This is a genomic window from Mucilaginibacter sp. UYP27, assembly GCF_040547175.1.
In the GTDB taxonomy this organism is placed as follows: domain Bacteria; phylum Bacteroidota; class Bacteroidia; order Sphingobacteriales; family Sphingobacteriaceae; genus Mucilaginibacter.
Genome location: NZ_JBEPPE010000001.1, coordinates 1217739 through 1234167, shown reverse-complemented (window position 1 = coordinate 1234167; position 16429 = coordinate 1217739). Strand labels below are relative to the sequence as shown.

Here is a 16429-nt window from a genome sequence, read left to right as displayed (position 1 = left end):
ATATTATAGTATTAAATCCCCTTCATGTCTTCTAATAAGCAGATATTTCAGGCCGATAACCCCGGCAGGTGGAACCGTTTTAAATGGCTTAGCCGCGTTTTATTAATTATCCTTATAGTTGGCGCAATAGCCGCGGCCATTACCATTACATCGACAGAATACCCCGCGTTGCCGAACTTGGATGCTGCCCCCCAAAGAATCTCTAAATCCGATATGGATGCCTTAAAGAAATCTAAAAAGTATAAAGATTTCAAGATAGAAAAGGCCGAAATTGCTGTAATGGCACGCGCCCGCCATTTACATCAGATTAAGCACCCCAACAATGCAAATCGTATAAACGCGGCATTTTATAAAGCTTGGGAAGCACAGGCTTATACCTCACTTGCCGAAAACCTGCCGCATTTAGATATGGTCATATCCGAAGGTTTTTCGTTCTCGCCAAATGCCGATACGCTAAAAGCCATTATTGATACTGGCCTGATAAATCTTAATAAAAGATATAAAAAACAGGTACTGATTACCCTATCCAATTACGTTAATTACGATAACAAAAGCGGCGGATACGACATTAAAGATGTTGAGCGGATCTTTAAAAGTAAAAAGCTAAGGGCTGCTTTCATCAATAGCATGGCCGATAAGCTGGAGCATTACAAATTCAATGGCATTAACGTAGATATCGAAGATATTAAAAACCGTAACACTAAAGATTACATCGCGTTTCAAAACGACCTTTATAATATATTTCATGCACGGGGGCTAATGGTTACCCAAAACGTTATTCCTAACGATGATGATTACGACTTAAAACGCCTGCAGTACCTAAACGACTTTTTGTTTGTTATGGCCATAGATGAGCATACAGAAGGTAGCAACGCAGGCGATGTATCTCACCAACATTGGGTAGAAGAAATTTTAGACCAGGTTTGTTCTGTTATCCCAAGCGAGAAAGTAATCCTTACCGTTGCAGGTGAAGGTTTTGACTGGCCCGAAGGTAGCCTTGGCCAGCCAATAGGTTACCAGCAAGCCATTAGTACGGCAGACCAGAAAAAACAAAAGATAATTTATGACCCGCTATCGGCAAACCTGCACTATACTTATTTAGGGAATGACGGTGTAGAACATACTGTTTACTTTACCGATGCTGCTACAAATTTTAATATTATCCGCCTGGCTGATGACTGGGCTACAGGTGGCGTGGCATTATGGCGTTTAGGCGGGGAAGACCCTCGCTTATGGACGTTTTTTCAAAAAAATCTTTCAATAGATTCGCTCAGGAAAACAGGTATAGATGTTAAACGGCTTACCACTGTTGGCTTAAGTAACAACATCAGCTACGCTGGCGATGGCGAGGTGCTGGACCTGATCACAGTGCCAAACAAAGGCCGTATAGATGTAAACCTCGATACCACCAACTACACCATCACCAATCAAAAATACGTTACCATCCCAACCAAATACGTTATACGTAAATATGGCTACAAACGCGGCAAAGTAGTTTTAACGTTTGATGATGGGCCGGATCCTGAATTTACACCGCGAATTTTAGATATACTTAAAAAAGAAAAAGTACCCGCTTCGTTTTTCGTAGTTGGGTCGATGGTGGAGAAGAACATTCCATTGCTTAAACGTATTTATGACGAGGGGTACGAGATTGGTAACCACACCTACCTGCACCCGGATATTTCTACCATCAGCATAGAGCGCGTTAACCTGGAACTTAATGCTACCCGTAAACTCATAGAATCTGTTACCGGGCGTAGCACTATCCTGTTCCGCCCGCCATTTAACGCCGATGCCGAGCCGCAAACCCTGGCCGAGGTTATCCCCGTGGCAGAAAGCCGCAGGCAAAGCTACATCACCATTGGTGAGTCTATTGACCCGTGGGACTGGCAGCCGGGTGTGACAGCCGATAGTATCATAGCCCGTACCATCCGTCAAAAAGATAATGGGAGTATGATACTACTGCACGATGCCGGTGGCGATACCCGCGAAGAAACCGTGAAGGCACTCCCTGCTATTATCCATTACTTTAAAAAGAACGGTTACCAGTTTACTACTATTGCCGATATACTTGGCAAAAACAAAGACGACCTGATGCCAATGCCAACCAGCGACGACAAAACCTTTTGGGGCCGCTTTTATGATGTAGTGGTAGTGGGGTTTTTCATAGGTAACCGGTTTATATTTTACCTGTTCCTATCCGCTATATTTTTGGCAATGGGGCGTATTATATTGATAGGCATTATGGCTTCAAGGCAGTTCGCCATAAACAAAAATATAGATCAGGCACCACACCCGCAGCCGCCTGTTAGTATTATAGTACCTGCCTATAACGAAGAAATTACCGCCATCCGCACAATAGATAGCTTGCTAAAAACCGAATACCCCAATTTCAACATTATTTTTGTTGATGATGGGTCTAAGGACAATACCTACAAGGTGGTTTCTGAGGCTTATGCAAATAACCCGTTGGTAAAGGTGTTTACCAAGCCAAACGGCGGCAAGGCATCTGCATTAAATTTTGGCATTACCCACGCCGAGCACGATTATGTGGTTTGTATAGATGCCGATACACAGTTAAAAACTGATGCTATCTTCCACTTGATGGCGTACTTTACTGATGAGGAAATTGGCGCGGTGGCAGGTACGGTTAAGGTTGGTAACGAAACCAACATCATTACCAAATGGCAGTCGATAGAGTATATTACCGCCCAAAACATGGACCGCCGCGCGTTTGATATCATCAACAGCATCACGGTAGTGCCGGGGGCGATCGGGGCATTCCGCAAGTCGGCTATATTTAGGGCCGGTGGATTTACCTATGATACCCTGGCCGAGGATTGTGACCTTACCATGCGCATCCTGAAACAAGGCTACGTGATAAAGAACTGTGCTGAGGCCGTTGCCTACACCGAAGCGCCAGAGTCATTGAACATGCTGATGAAGCAGCGTTTCCGCTGGAGTTTTGGGGTGATTCAAAGTTTTTGGAAAAATCGCGACGCGCTGTTCAACAAAAAATACAAATATTTCGGTATGGTTGGGATGCCTAATATCCTCATCTTCCAGATCATATTGCCGCTATTTTCGCCGCTGGCGGATCTTATCATGATCCTTGGACTGTTTGGCAGCCACCCGGAGAAAATGCTGGTGTTTTACGTGGCATTCCTGCTGGTAGATTTCCTGGTGGGCGTAGTAGCCTTCCGTATGGAAAAAGAGAAATATTACAAATTGGTGTACCTTATACCGCAACGTTTCATCTGGCGACAGCTGATGTATTACATACTGTTCAAATCTATGCGCAAGGCCCTTAAAGGGGAGCTAAATACCTGGGGCGTACTAAAACGTACCGGTAACGTAAAGATGAAGAAGAGTGAATTGCAGGGGGATAAATAGATGTGCAGATGCGTGGGTATGCAGATGTGGAGATACGTGGATGTGCAGATTGCGTATCAAATCGTAATGTTTAAATCGTAAAAAAGGTGGCAACCTGTTCGCGTGTTCACGTTCACGACCGTGAACGCTTGCAGATATTTTACAATAAGCTGATAATTAGGCACTTAATTTTTAGACAAGTCTAAAAATTCAGATAAACGACTTTAAACCACCCATTTAGCATCCGCATATTTGCACATTTAAATTCTGCACATCTGAATATCCGCACATCTACTTATCTGCACATCCAAATCAAATCTTCTCTATCAAACAAACCGCATAGGCCACAACGCCTTCTTCACGGCCTATAAAACCTAATTGCTCATTGGTGGTGGCTTTAATAGATATGTCTTCGATATCTATACCCGCGGCTTTGGCTATGTTGGTCTGCATAGCGGGGATATGGGGATTTATCTTTGGGGCTTCCAGGCACACCATGGCGTCTATATTGCTTATCTGCCAGTTTTTTTCGGCAAGCAGGGCTACCACATGTTGCAGTAGTACCAGGCTGCTGATGCCTTTCCAGCGGTCATCAGTATTAGAAAAATGGAAGCCGATATCGCGCAAATTGGCGGCGCCTAAAAGGGCATCGCAAATGGCGTGCAGCATTACGTCGGCATCAGAGTGACCATACGCGCCGCTGGTATGTTCAAGGTTTACACCGCCCAAAACAAAGGGGTGGTTTTGCTTTAGCTGATGTACATCAAACCCAAAGCCTACTTTAATTTTAGCCATTATTTTTTAGAAACATTTTTAACCCCGCCAAAACTGGCAGACAGGGTAAAACGGAGTGTATTAGCCAATGGGCTGTTTTGTTGACTGGCTATCAGGTAAGAAAAATCGAACTTGAAGATATCGTATTTGATCCCTATACCTGTTGTGGCATAGTGCCTGCCGCCTTTATCGGGGTTTTCGTAAAAATAACCCGCGCGGATAGCAAGCATGTCGTTATATAAATATTCCACTCCCGGCGAAAAGCTAAGTTCTTTCAACTCCTCGCTAAAGCCGCCCGGTGCATCACCAAACGAACGGAAGATACCCGAAGGTACAGATACGTTATCGTCGCTGCCGCTGATGATGTTGCCACTTGCATCGCGCAACGGCGGTGTTGGCACTAAAAGTTTATTTACATCAAAAGCAACGGTAAACTTGCTCAGCTCGTCAATCTGCCAGGTGTTGGCTACACCCAGTTTTAAATTGGTTGGCAAAAAGTAGCTTGGCCCTGTGCTGGTATAGCTTATCTTGTTACCAATGTTGGAGATGTGCGCGCCGAAAGCAAAGTTGGAGCCATCGCCGTAAGGCTTATTATAAAACATAGATATCCCTGCCGATACCGCGTTACCCGCCTTATTTTGCTGGCCTGATCCGGTTACGAATGAGCCGTTGCTAAAGTTAGAGTAGATATAACGCAGCGTTAAACCTAACGATAAGTTGGGGCCAAACTTACGGGCAAATGATGCATCTATCGAAAATTCGCTTGGTTTGTAAACACCCTGATCGGTTTGGTTGGCATCTATCAGCTGGATAGACCCCAGGTTAAAGTAACGCAATGATGCGCCAAAGGTATTACGGTCGTCAATTTTATGTGCGTAGGCCAAGTAGGCCAGATTTACATCGGGCACTAAATGCCTTAACCACGGGCTGTATGATAAGGATATATCGTTGTCGTTTTCCAGGAACGCCAGTTTTGCAGGGTTCCAATAATTGGCATTAACATCCGGCGATATGGCCGCACCGGCATCGCCCATTGCACCTGAGCGCGAATCTGGCGAGATATTTAAAAATGGCACTGCCGTTGGTATAGCGTTAGTGCCACTGCCATTGGTAGTAGTACTGCTTTGCGCCGCTGCAAAAACGGGCAGGGCAAGCAAAATATATACGGTAAGGCTTTTAGTACTCAAAAATTTCATTGGGTGCAATTTAGTCTTATTATTTAAAAATAATAAAATTTACAACGGTTATTATCCGGGTTAAAACATTCAGGCAATCGCGATTAAACCACTGTTAATGCAAATTATTGTAACTCCGTTAATAATTTATACGTTTAAATAAGCTGATAGGTTTATACTTGTTATAAAACGCATATAAATAACCTGTTTTTTATAACTGATTTTTTTTAAATTTACCTCCAAATATATTTTGCAAACATGAAAGTACTTACTAATACTGCTTTAGTGATGTTGGGATTAGTTGTTACGCTTAGCAGCTGTAGTAATAAAAAACAGCAATCGCAAAAAACAGGTCTAAGTTACAACGATAGGACAAACGGCGGGTACTTAAGGTATCGCCAAAGCCACCCTACCCCCGGGCCGGGCCTTGTACCTATAGAGGGTGGTACCTTTGTTTTAGGCGGAAGTGCCGACCAGGATGTTACCTACGAGTACAACAATGTGCGCCGCAGGGTAACTGTACCTTCGTTTTATATGGATGAGACCGAGGTATCTAACCAGGATTGGCTGGATTACCTGCACTGGATAAATATTACTTTCCCTAATGATAACGAGCTTTATTATAACGCCCTTCCGGATACACTTGTATGGCGCAGCCCGCTTTCATACAATGATGTTTATGTAGATAATTACCTGCGCCACCCTGCATTTCAGGATTACCCGGTGGTAGGTGTTACCTGGGAGCAAGCACAGGAATATTGCGCATGGCGTACCGACCGTACCAACGAAAACATTTTGCGCGAACGCGGCAACTTAGTAACCTGGAAAGACCAGGCTAAAGGCGGCGCAGCAGGCGCAAATGCGGCTGCAGGTCAGCCTTTCAACACAGATATTTATTTGAACGGACAAATAAAGGGCCAGGGTGTTGATGGTAAAAAAATGATAAAAGACCTTAACCCTAACGCACAAGGTGGCACCGGTAAAGACGGCGCGCGCAGGCCTGTACGTTTAGAGGATGGTATCTTGAAACAAGGTTACCGCTTACCGTCAGAAGCTGAGTGGGAATATGCCGCTTTAGCCCTTGCCGGTAATACGCAGTTCGAAAACATTAACGATGGCCGCATTTATCCCTGGGACGGCCTTGGCGTACGTTCGCCAAACAGAAAAACACGTGGTTTGATATTAGCCAACTTTAAACGCGGCGCCGGTGATAATGCCGGTGTTGGAGGTGGCTTAAATGATAAAGCTATTATCACAGCAGAAGTACGTTCCTACCCGCCAAATGATTTTGGTTTGTATAATATGGCAGGTAACGTAAACGAGTGGGTTGCCGATACTTACCGCCAAACTTCATTTGAAGAGGTGGATGACCTGAACCCTTTCCGTGGTAACGAATTTACCAACAAACGCCTTGCCGACCCAACCAAGGGTTTATACGCGAAAGATAAATATGGCCGTGCTATTAAAGACGCTGCAACTTCAAACAAGAAGCTGAAGTACGCGGATATGTTAGCACAGCAACAGGCACAGTCAGCAATTAACAACGCCCCGGCAGGTACTCCCGCTAACAGCACAGCGCCGGGTGCAACCACAGCATCTGTAAAAGACCCATTAGCCGGTAAAGCCTACACGCCAGATTACCGCGATTTTAACGATACTGTTAGTACAGCTTTATACGGCAACACAACTTTAGTGAATAATCACTCTAAAGTGTACAAGGGCGGTTCGTGGAACGACTTATCGTACTGGTTAAACCCTGCTACACGCCGCTTTGCCGACCAGGAAAGCGCAAGCTCGGATATTGGTTTCCGTTGCGCCATGACAATGGTTGGTGCGCCCGAAATTAACCCTAATGGCAAGCTGCATCACCCGGTTAAAAAGGCTAAAAATTACAAAGCCAAATAAAAAGATCCAATCTTGACCCATTATAAAGCCGCTTCTGAAAAGGAAGCGGCTTTTTTTTTGGCCTCACCTAAACCGTTAAGCCCCCTCTAATCTCCCCCGATAGGGGAGACTTAATAGTCTTTTGATTTTACTCCCTCTCCTTCGGAGAGGGCTGGGGAGAGGCTTACTTCGGAGAGGGCTGGGGAGAGGCCTCTAACCTGTTAATATTCAGCTAAATGTTAACAAATAAATTACCGTATATTAACGTTTATGAAATAGTTTATCGCTTATTTTTATAGACCTATAAAACGGGTCGGACAAAATTAACCAAAAACGATTTTTTATGACCTGGAGAAAATTTAGCGGTGAGGTTATCCAAACCCCCATACTGGAAGAGGTTGAAGCCGCCATTGAGCGCGAAGCAGCACTTGGCAATAAATTAAAAGTCTGCATCGGTACAGATTCGCAGGTGAAAGGCTCGGTTACCGACTTTGCCACCGTGATTGTTTTCATTCGCGAGCAGCGTGGGGCATTCATGTTCATTCACCAGGAGCGCACCTCTCAAAAAATGACCATCAAGGAACGCATGTTGCACGAAGTTCAAAAATCTATAGATATTGCCTACAAACTTTGCGACCTGCTGGATCTTTACGACGTAGGGCTTGAAGTACACGCCGACATTAATACCAACCCTATGTTTAAAAGCAACGCCGCCCTGCACGAGGCAATGGGTTATATCATGAGCATGGGTTTTGTATTTAAAGCCAAGCCGGAGGCATTCGCAAGTTCTTGCTGCGCCAATAAAATGGTACAGTAGGGGCTCAAAATATCGAATAACGAATTTCAAATAATGAAGTACTTCGGCATCCGGTGCCGGCATTCGATATTCGTTATTGACTTCCTTGATTATTAGTTATCATTTTTATATTTGATAGCTAATCTCTGAAACATGTCCCCACTTATAGAAATTACCGACGCAAGGGTATTTGACCCTAAAACCATATTGATAGATGTACGCGCAGGCGCCAACGGGCACGAGCGCTACCTGGCAGGCCACCTGCCAAATGCCATTTTAGCTACGCTTGATGATGACCTGGCCTCGCACCCTGCAGATGCAGCAAATGGCGGCAGGCACCCGTTACCTTCGTTAAAAGATTTTGCAGCTACCTTAAGCCGTTGGGGCGTAACGCCAGAGAACCATGTGGTGGTTTATGATGATAAAAACGCGGCCATGGGCGGCGCACGCCTTTGGTGGATGCTTCGCTCGATAGGCCACACCAATGTACAGGTACTAAACGGCGGTTTAAAGGCCGCAACTGATGAAGGGGTGCAACTTAGTACCGATGATTACAAACCCGCCGCTACCGGCCCCTATCCTATCCCAGAGCAATACAGCCACACGGTAGATATCGAAGAAGTAAAAGCAGCAGCCAAAGCCGATGACCGGGTAGTTATTGATGTACGCGAGGGTGCACGTTACCTGGGCCATACCGAACCTTTAGACCTGGTGGCGGGCCATATACCCGGCGCGGTAAACCTTTTCTACAGCAACAGCCTGTCGCCCGAAGGGAAATACCTTACGTCGCAGGCTTTGGCTACCCTTTACAAGGGCACTATTGGCGATGTAAAACCCGAAGATGTGATAGTACATTGTGGATCTGGCGTTACGGCATGCCATACCTTGCTGGGCATGGAGCATGCGGGCATTAAAGGGCCAAAGCTTTATGTAGGGTCGTGGAGCGAATGGAGCCGTAACGATCTGCCAATTGCTACTGAAGCGAATGGGCTTTGATAAGTGCTGAATTGTTTACTATTGTATTACAATTCCAGTCGCTTTAGCAACAAAACCACCTAACAATTAGCTGTTTAATCTGTTTATTATTTGTGAAAACATACGCCTTGAAATTTAAACAGAACATCCCCATCAGCCTTGATAAGGCATGGGATTTTTTCTCGTCGCCATTAAACCTGGCAAAAATAACGCCCGCAGATATGCGCTTTGTGGTAACATCAGATTATACGGCGCAAACCAAAATGTACGCGGGGATGATCATCACGTATAAGATCTCGCCCCTGCTTGGCATCAAAATGAATTGGATGACCGAGATAACGCAAGTTGTAGACGGGAAGTATTTTGTGGATGAGCAACGCTTTGGCCCATACGCGCTATGGCACCACCAGCACCATTTTAAAGAGATACCCGGCGGTGTAGAGATGACCGACATTTTGCATTATGCCATGCCTTACAGTGTGCTTGGCACCATAGCCAATAATGTATTTGTGGGTAAAAAAGTGAAGCAGATATTCGAGTACCGGGTAAAAGCGGTTGACGAGTTGTTTGGGAAGATGTAGGCTTAATTTGTTATCTGAGCGATAGGGTAGGATTTATCGACATGCATTAGCGGATAGATGCTTACATGCGTTCAGCATTGCGGGGCTTATTTTTGATCAAAAAATCCGATTTACGAATATATTGATTTAAAGGTTCCTCTATCAGCTTGAACAACAGTATAGATACCCCGTTTAGGATGATAAAGGCGTATAACACGTTCAGGGCATCGTACTGGAAAGGCGAGATCCAGTCCTTACCCCATTTATCGTACAGTTCAAAAATACCGTCGTTCCATTTGTTGAAGTAGTGATGCAGAAAATCGTACATGTACCCCAGGTGGATCAGGTAAAAGATATACGAGCTTTTGCCCAACAGCTCTACAAAGGGGTTAGATAAGATCTTCTTTAGTACCGTAGCCTCCGTAAGCAAACCATAGAAGAACAATGCGATGGATGATGAAAGCAGGTAGTTATTGGTGATGATGCCAAACGGATTATGCAAGCCTGCAACTTCCCCTTTTGGGATAGGCAGTACGCTCATGATACCCACACAAACAAATATGAGCGCGAAGCCCAGGTAGGTAAAATTACTTTTGCTCCGTCCGTCCAGGTTTTTCTTGCGTACGATGAGCGCCAGCTGGATCCCCGCGAAAAATTCGAAGCAGCGGCCCAGGAATGTGTACAGCATCATAAATGTAAAGTTGCCAAAGAAACCATACCAATCTACATGGCTAAATATTAACACAAGCGTAGCGCCCGCAAGCGTTATCACTATCGGTTGGATATAAAACTTGCGGTATTTTTGCGCGAAGTAAAAGATGAACGGTGCCGCAAAGTAAAAGCACTCCTCTACCGTTAAGCTCCAACCCTGGGCTATGCCCGTAAACTTCAGTTGGTCGAAAAAGCCGCGTAAAAAAGTGATGTGCATAAAAAACAACCCTATAGGGCTTGCAAATCCGTTGGTTACCTTTTGATCGTGTGTGAAGTAGTAGGAAACAAATGCCCCCAGCGTAAGCAGGAAGTACATGGGATAGATGCGCGCCACCCTGTTTTTGAGGTACTGCCTAAACCAATCGCCGGTTAATTTAAAACTGTCGAAATACCTGAAAGCAATTAAAAACCCCGACAAAACAAAGAAAATGGTTACCCCGATATGGAACTCGCTAAGAAAACGTTGCACAGCACGGGGAAAACTCTCATCAAACGCGTACGCGTAATGCGATACAAACACCAGGTACGCCGCCAAAGCACGCACCCCCGTAAGCGCAGGAATATAGTTGGGTAAAGGTTTTTGCGCCAAGATTGTAGTTTGAGTATGTTTTTACGTGTAAACGTACACTATTGTTAAGCAAAGCAAATACCAATTGCTATCTGAACCCGAATTTTGAGAATTAAGGAAGCCTCTCCCCAGCCCTCTCCGAAGGAAGCCTCTCCCCAGCCCTCTCCGAAGGAAGCCTCTCCCCAGCCCTCTCCTTCGGAGAGGGAGCAAAAAAGAAAGTCTCCCCTATCGGGGGAGATTTAGAGGGGGCTTTCCTCTCCCCAGCCCTCTCCTTCGGAGAGGGAGCAAAAAAGAAAGTCTCCCCTATCGGGGGGAGTTTTAGAGGGGGCCTAAAGGCTGCTCCCCTGCACCACGCCGCGGCTTAGTATGCGTTGGTCTATATAGTATTGGATCTCTGATTTTTTGAGGCCCCAGTTGGGTGCTATCAGCAGTTCGCGGTCGCTTAGGCCAAACAGGCGTTGGATCACGATATCGGGGCGTACCCTTGGCAGCAGTTCGCACAAAAAGTCGGCGTACTCGTCAATACCGAAAAGCTTGAATGGCTCGCGTTTATATTTAACGCCCATAACGCTGCCCTCCACAATGTGCAGGTGGTGAAACTTTACAAATTTTATTTGCGCGTGGCGGTTTATCTCGTCGGCATATTTAAGCATCATATCGTGCGTTTCCCAGGGGAAACCAAATATGGTGTGCACACAAACATCCAGCTTGGTATTTTTGGTAAGCTTAAGGGCTTGTATTAACTCGTCATGACTGCAGCCACGGTTTATCTGGTTCAGCGTTTCATCGTAGATGCTTTCCATCCCCATCTCCAGGTCAACGTCAAAGCGGTCGGTATAGCTTTCCAGCAGGGCAATCTTTTCGGCATCTATACAATCGGGGCGGGTGCCTACGCTAAGGCCTACAATGTCTTCAGTACCGTAGCTCAGGGCTTCGTCATACATCATTTTAAGGTAGTGCGCAGGCGCGTAGGTGTTGGTATTGGGCTGAAAGTAAATGATAAACTTATCGGCCTTGTTACCCTTGCGGGCACGTTCCATACCCTCTATCACCTGTTGCTTAACCGTTGGGGCATTACGGCTCACGCTGGGCGTAAACGAATCTACATTGCAATACGTACAGCCGCCATAGCCTTTACTGCCATCGCGGTTGGGGCAGGTAAAGCCACCATCAACAATAACCTTAAACACCCGGTGACCGGGGTATTTTTCCTTAAGCCACGGGCCATAGTTGTTATAGCCCTTCTCCCACTGTACCCCTGCCTGATTACTTAACATCATGATTGCCGCAAAGATAGGGTTTTTTGATGTGCAGATATGCGAATGTGCAGATATGCAGATGTTTTGAACCTGCAATGACGATTACACATGTACAGAAGCCTCTTAATTCCCTCCCCACGGGAGGGTTAGGGAGGGGTTGTAAAAGCAATAGGTAAATGTAGCGTGCCAGCTGATAGATTCTTTCACTCACTCAGAATGACAAGGAAGTTGAAGAAGTTCTCATCCACCCACCAAACCCGTACTGTCCCACTTTTTGAGACATAACGTGTGGTACACTTACAACATCCTGACTATCAACCGATAACAAATTCGCTAATTTCGACTTGAACTCAAGTATTTCTTTATTTAAAATACAGAATATTCTGTAAAATAGGCGACTAAACATTTTTGCATGCCTGTACCACTTTGTAAAAAATGGAACACCGTGAGACACCCTTTTTTTTGAACTCTTAGGGTGGATAACTATACCCGCTGCTTACACTCCGTAGCAACCGATGCCCCAGACCCCGGCACCAACGGCCACCTTATTATTGTAAACGATATCGTTTGCAGGGATTTTTATGTGGAGATTGGGATGGTGGAGGAGTGATGAAGTTGGGGAAATTAGCTATTAGTTAATTGAAAAACAGGTAGAAATACGTATTGTCTATTTAACAGATTAAAGTTAATTTTATGCCAACAAGTTTTATAAAGTTTAAAATTGTTTAAAATCGCCACCTTTATAATCCACCTACTCTAAATAAAAGGAGCCGATTACTCCTTTAAAAAATATACATGCTAAATCTTGATCAGAAAGAAGTAAATAAATCCAACCTTGATAATCTGCCGTTTGAACCTCTCAAGCCATTTATCAGATGGGCCGGCGGTAAACAAAATCTGGTGAAGATTTTATCGGAAAATTTACCCACCAAAGGATTTAACCGTTATTACGAACCATTTGTAGGTGCTGGCTCATTATTCTTTCACAACAATTTTCAATCAAGTGTAATTTCGGACATTAATCCACATTTGATTAATGCCTATGAATGCATCAAAAATTCTCCCGAGGAAGTATTTGAAAGATTGGTATATTATAAAAAGCATATTTCCAAAGACTATTATTACACCTTAAGGTCGAAATTTAATTGCGAAAGGGAAACTTTCACATACGAGCAAGCTGCAATATTTATTTTTTTGGTTCACTCTTCATTCAATGGAATTTTTCGGGTCAATAAAAAGGGGGAGTATAACGTACCCTTTGGTAAAATAAATCCTGCTTTACCAAATTTAGAGCATTTGAAAAAAACACAAAGCCGGTTGATTGGTTGCGAAATGATTAACTGTATGTATGAAGATATTATAGATAAAATAAAAGCTAATGATTTTATTTATTTTGATCCACCTTATCCCCCATTAAACGACACTTCATTCTTTCAACACTATACAATTGATAAATTTTCAGCGACAAAACAATATGAATTGGCGGAGTATGCTAATTTATTAAGCGGAAAGGGTGTTAACGTGATGATATCTAACGCCAATATAAATTCAATACAAACATTGTATAAAAATTGGAATATTGAAAAAATCAGTACTTATCGATATGTGAATTGTAAGTCAGAACGGAAAATTGTGGAGGAATTAATTATTAAAAATTATTAAATAAATGAATGTTCATAAAAAGAATCATCTTCAAAAAACAATTAAAGCACTTTCTTACAATGTACTGGGAGTGATTCTGCCATTCATTCTTTCATTAATTCCTATTTTGATTTTAAAAAAATACGATAAAATAGAGGCCTTTTTAGATGAGGGAGAGTTTTTAATATTTGCTGCAGGATTATATACCGGAGCTTTGTTTTTATTTGGCGAAAATTCCAATTCAATTAAAAAAGGATATGATAAATTTTTAAGTGCAACATGTTTGTGGCTTTTAATAATATGTTCAAGCTCATACGCTATAATTTATTGCCTCCAAATATTAGATGTATTCAAAAATATTGATTTATCCTTTATTAGAATTTATTCCATTATAATATTTTCAATCGCCGTGTTAGCAAGCTATAGAAGTGTATTTATTGATTTCCTTAAAATATATCCTCAAATTGATGTAGAGCAAATTAGTAAGCAGGATGTTGATAACATAGTTAATAATATATAATATGGATCAGGAAATAATTTTCCCTTGCTTAAAGTGCATTCAACCAATAGGTGAGTTCTATGTTGGGGTAATGAATCATGAAGATCTAATTACCATCTCTTACGCGGATATAAGAAGATTAGAGACAGGAAATGAAATGCGTGAAGTAGAAGTTTATACTGGCATTCAAAGAGAACTATCTACAAATAGAACAAAAGAAATTGGAAAATATGTCAATATGGTTGATGCAACCTTTCCAACAAGTGTAATTTTGCATATCGATCCAAAAGACATAATAAACTACGATGCGCAAACAGGATTAATGCGACTTCCTTTTAAAGACAATATTGCTAAAGTCTTAGACGGGCAACATAGGATTGCTGGTTTAGAACATCACATAAATGGAGGAACCACTTTTCAGATTAATATTACGATTTTTGTGGGCATGGAACTTGAAGACCAAGCAATAGTATTCGCTACGATTAACAAAACTCAAACGGCGGTAAATAAATCATTGGTAGCCGATCTTTTTGAATTTGCTACTCATAGAAGTCCACAAAAAACAGCTCATAATATCGTAAGAGCACTTAATCAAAAAGAGGGAAGCCCATTTCAGCATAAAATTAAAATCCTGGGAACTGCTAATGATAAACAAAAGGAAACAATTACTCAAGCTACTTTTGCGGATGCTTTAATGAAGTTGTTTTCAAAAGATCCTATGACCGATAGAGATCTTTACAAAAGAGGAAAGACACCATCAAAATATGACGGAAAGGATGCTTTGTCAAGGCCATTAAGACACCTCTTTATTGACAAACAAGATAGTACAATTGCAAAAATTATATTAGAATATTTTAAAGCAATACAACAAAAATGGCCTGTAGCTTGGAATGTCGTTGAAGCTGAGATGATTTTAAATAAATCGACAGGCTTTATCGCATTGATGAATCTTTTCCTTGATTTATATTTGACATTCAACAGATTAGGAGAAGTAATTACGTCTGATGAATATATGAAGTACTTTGATCGTACCACTTTAGTTGATCAAGATTTCAACAGAACTAATTTTATACCAGGCTCAGGCGGGCAATCAAGTTTATATAAAGCACTTAAAGAGCAAATGGGGCTTTAGATTTTAGATACCTTTAGTACAGGTTTACCGATCTTAAAATTATCTGTGTTTTGGTACTGACAAATTCATCATTCGACCCCTCCCCCCTAAACCCGATAGCAGCGGATACCGGCCTTGTGGCTAAGGCATCGTGCAGTATAAGCGGATAGCGGGGGCTGCCACAAGCGAAGCACCACTGCGATTGCTTTTCGGGAAAATTCAATTTTAACCCGTGTGGGTAATTACTTATATTGCCTTTGATTTACACGCAAACCCCGCAACAGCCATGAAGAATATTACCGGTACCGAGTTTCTGTTTAGGGCATTGGGCGCTGTATGCCTGCTGCTGGTTATACTTATGCAGGGTACAAGCAGTTTTAAAAACCTGTTGCCGCAATGGGCGGTACTGGTGCTTAGCCTTACCGCTATTGCGCTGTTTTGCACTGCCATTTACCTGCAACGCAAGCGCGAACTTCGTTAGTTTATTTGTTCGCCGGTTTAATATTTCATTAGTTTACCCGGCTTGGTATGTTGCTTGTTTTTCGGCGGAAGAGGTAGCGGGAGTAATCGTCGGCACCGTAGCGCAGGGTGTTTACAAACAGCCAGCCGCGCTGGGCCATATAGTTAAGGGCTTCGGCCAGGGAGTTAAATTTTATTTTCTTGCCTTTGGTGTCTACCAGTGTTTTGTCGTCATTCTCGTCGCCGGCGATGCCGTAGTCTATATCAAGGCTTACCTTTTCGCCAAATATTACGCGCGAGGGGGAAACAATACAATAAGTTTCGGCGGGTGTGTTAGTAACCGAATCGGCACGTGAGGCGTTGTAACGTTGCGCCGAAGCGAAGTAAGGCAGCAGGCCAATAGCGGCCAGTAATAATAGTTTTTTCATGATGGTTTGGTACGCGTGTTTTTTTGCGCGTTGCAGGTTAGAGTGGGGCTTGCAGGGCTGGGTTTAATGGGGTTAAAAAAAATTGTGGGGTAATGCGCTTTGTGGATTGGTGAACACACCCATGCCCCTCTCAAGAGGGGAATTAATACTCCTACAATTATTATGCACGCATAGCTTCTGCATGTTTAAAAATTGGTTAATTTTACCGTTGTTATAA

The 16429-nt window shown here is 43.2% G+C and carries 16 protein-coding genes; 10 read left to right on the top strand and 6 right to left on the bottom strand.

Going from position 1 to position 16429, the window contains the following annotated elements; translation table 11 throughout:
- Positions 1-24: 24 nt before the first annotated feature.
- Complete coding sequence (locus tag ABIB39_RS05435) at positions 25-3393, top strand: trifunctional glycoside hydrolase family 18/polysaccharide deacetylase/glycosyltransferase family 2 protein (RefSeq protein WP_354427992.1); 3369 nt, start codon at positions 25-27, stop codon at positions 3391-3393.
- 291 nt (positions 3394-3684) lie between these two features.
- Here the strand turns inward: ABIB39_RS05435 and ispF are convergent, their stop codons facing one another.
- The gene (gene ispF, locus ABIB39_RS05430) at positions 3685-4167 is read right to left on the bottom strand and encodes a 2-C-methyl-D-erythritol 2,4-cyclodiphosphate synthase (protein WP_354427990.1); all 483 of its coding nucleotides are present in this window, start codon (positions 4165-4167) and stop codon (positions 3685-3687) included.
- Positions 4167-5342, bottom strand: coding sequence for a type IX secretion system outer membrane channel protein PorV (porV, locus tag ABIB39_RS05425; RefSeq protein ID WP_354427988.1), 1176 nt, complete (start codon positions 5340-5342; stop codon positions 4167-4169). The genes ispF and porV overlap by 1 nt, the downstream gene beginning before the upstream one ends.
- 237 nt (positions 5343-5579) lie before the next feature.
- Here porV and ABIB39_RS05420 point away from each other — a divergent pair, with 237 nt between their 5' ends.
- From ABIB39_RS05420 to ABIB39_RS05405, 4 genes are all read left to right on the top strand, one after another.
- The gene (locus ABIB39_RS05420) at positions 5580-7226 is read left to right on the top strand and encodes an SUMF1/EgtB/PvdO family nonheme iron enzyme (protein ID WP_354427986.1); all 1647 of its coding nucleotides are present in this window, start codon (positions 5580-5582) and stop codon (positions 7224-7226) included.
- 322 nt (positions 7227-7548) lie between these two features.
- The gene (locus ABIB39_RS05415; protein ID WP_354427985.1) at positions 7549-8022 is read left to right on the top strand and encodes a ribonuclease H-like YkuK family protein; all 474 of its coding nucleotides are present in this window, start codon (positions 7549-7551) and stop codon (positions 8020-8022) included.
- A 132-nt stretch (positions 8023-8154) separates the two neighbouring features.
- Entirely contained in the window at positions 8155-8997 is an 843-nt protein-coding gene (locus ABIB39_RS05410; protein WP_354427984.1) for a sulfurtransferase, read from the top strand.
- A gap of 107 nt (positions 8998-9104) precedes the next feature.
- The gene (locus tag ABIB39_RS05405; protein WP_354427982.1) at positions 9105-9557 is read left to right on the top strand and encodes an SRPBCC family protein; all 453 of its coding nucleotides are present in this window, start codon (positions 9105-9107) and stop codon (positions 9555-9557) included.
- A 61-nt stretch (positions 9558-9618) separates the two neighbouring features.
- Here ABIB39_RS05405 and ABIB39_RS05400 read toward each other — a convergent pair whose 3' ends face one another.
- Positions 9619-10836: an acyltransferase family protein gene (locus ABIB39_RS05400; RefSeq protein WP_354427980.1), complete on the bottom strand. Its 1218-nt coding sequence runs from the start codon at positions 10834-10836 to the stop codon at positions 9619-9621.
- Between the two features lie 308 nt (positions 10837-11144).
- Positions 11145-12095 carry a tRNA modification radical SAM protein MnmL/YtqA gene (mnmL, locus tag ABIB39_RS05395; RefSeq protein WP_354427978.1) on the bottom strand — a complete coding sequence of 317 codons (951 nt, stop codon included), beginning with the start codon at positions 12093-12095 and terminating at the stop codon, positions 11145-11147.
- Positions 12096-12549: 454 nt separating this feature from the next.
- Here mnmL and ABIB39_RS05390 point away from each other — a divergent pair, with 454 nt between their 5' ends.
- The 4 genes from ABIB39_RS05390 to ABIB39_RS05375 all read left to right on the top strand — a co-directional run bounded on the left by ABIB39_RS05390 (position 12550) and on the right by ABIB39_RS05375 (position 15346).
- Positions 12550-12684 carry a hypothetical protein gene (locus ABIB39_RS05390; RefSeq protein WP_354427977.1) on the top strand — a complete coding sequence of 45 codons (135 nt, stop codon included), beginning with the start codon at positions 12550-12552 and terminating at the stop codon, positions 12682-12684.
- A gap of 185 nt (positions 12685-12869) precedes the next feature.
- The gene (locus ABIB39_RS05385; RefSeq protein WP_354427975.1) at positions 12870-13736 is read left to right on the top strand and encodes a DNA adenine methylase; all 867 of its coding nucleotides are present in this window, start codon (positions 12870-12872) and stop codon (positions 13734-13736) included.
- Positions 13737-13740: 4 nt separating this feature from the next.
- The gene (locus tag ABIB39_RS05380; protein ID WP_354427973.1) at positions 13741-14235 is read left to right on the top strand and encodes a hypothetical protein; all 495 of its coding nucleotides are present in this window, start codon (positions 13741-13743) and stop codon (positions 14233-14235) included.
- Position 14236: 1 nt separating this feature from the next.
- On the top strand, positions 14237-15346 hold the full coding sequence (locus tag ABIB39_RS05375) for a DGQHR domain-containing protein (protein WP_354427971.1): 1110 nt from the start codon (positions 14237-14239) through the stop codon (positions 15344-15346).
- Positions 15347-15359: 13 nt separating this feature from the next.
- On the opposite strand, the gene ABIB39_RS05370 is transcribed toward ABIB39_RS05375, so the two are convergent.
- Positions 15360-15548, bottom strand: coding sequence for a hypothetical protein (locus tag ABIB39_RS05370; protein ID WP_354427969.1), 189 nt, complete (start codon positions 15546-15548; stop codon positions 15360-15362).
- A 63-nt stretch (positions 15549-15611) separates the two neighbouring features.
- Here ABIB39_RS05370 and ABIB39_RS05365 point away from each other — a divergent pair, with 63 nt between their 5' ends.
- Complete coding sequence (locus ABIB39_RS05365) at positions 15612-15806, top strand: hypothetical protein (protein WP_354427967.1); 195 nt, start codon at positions 15612-15614, stop codon at positions 15804-15806.
- 28 nt (positions 15807-15834) lie between these two features.
- On the opposite strand, the gene ABIB39_RS05360 is transcribed toward ABIB39_RS05365, so the two are convergent.
- On the bottom strand, positions 15835-16212 hold the full coding sequence (locus ABIB39_RS05360) for a hypothetical protein (protein WP_354427965.1): 378 nt from the start codon (positions 16210-16212) through the stop codon (positions 15835-15837).
- Positions 16213-16429: the final 217 nt, after the last annotated feature.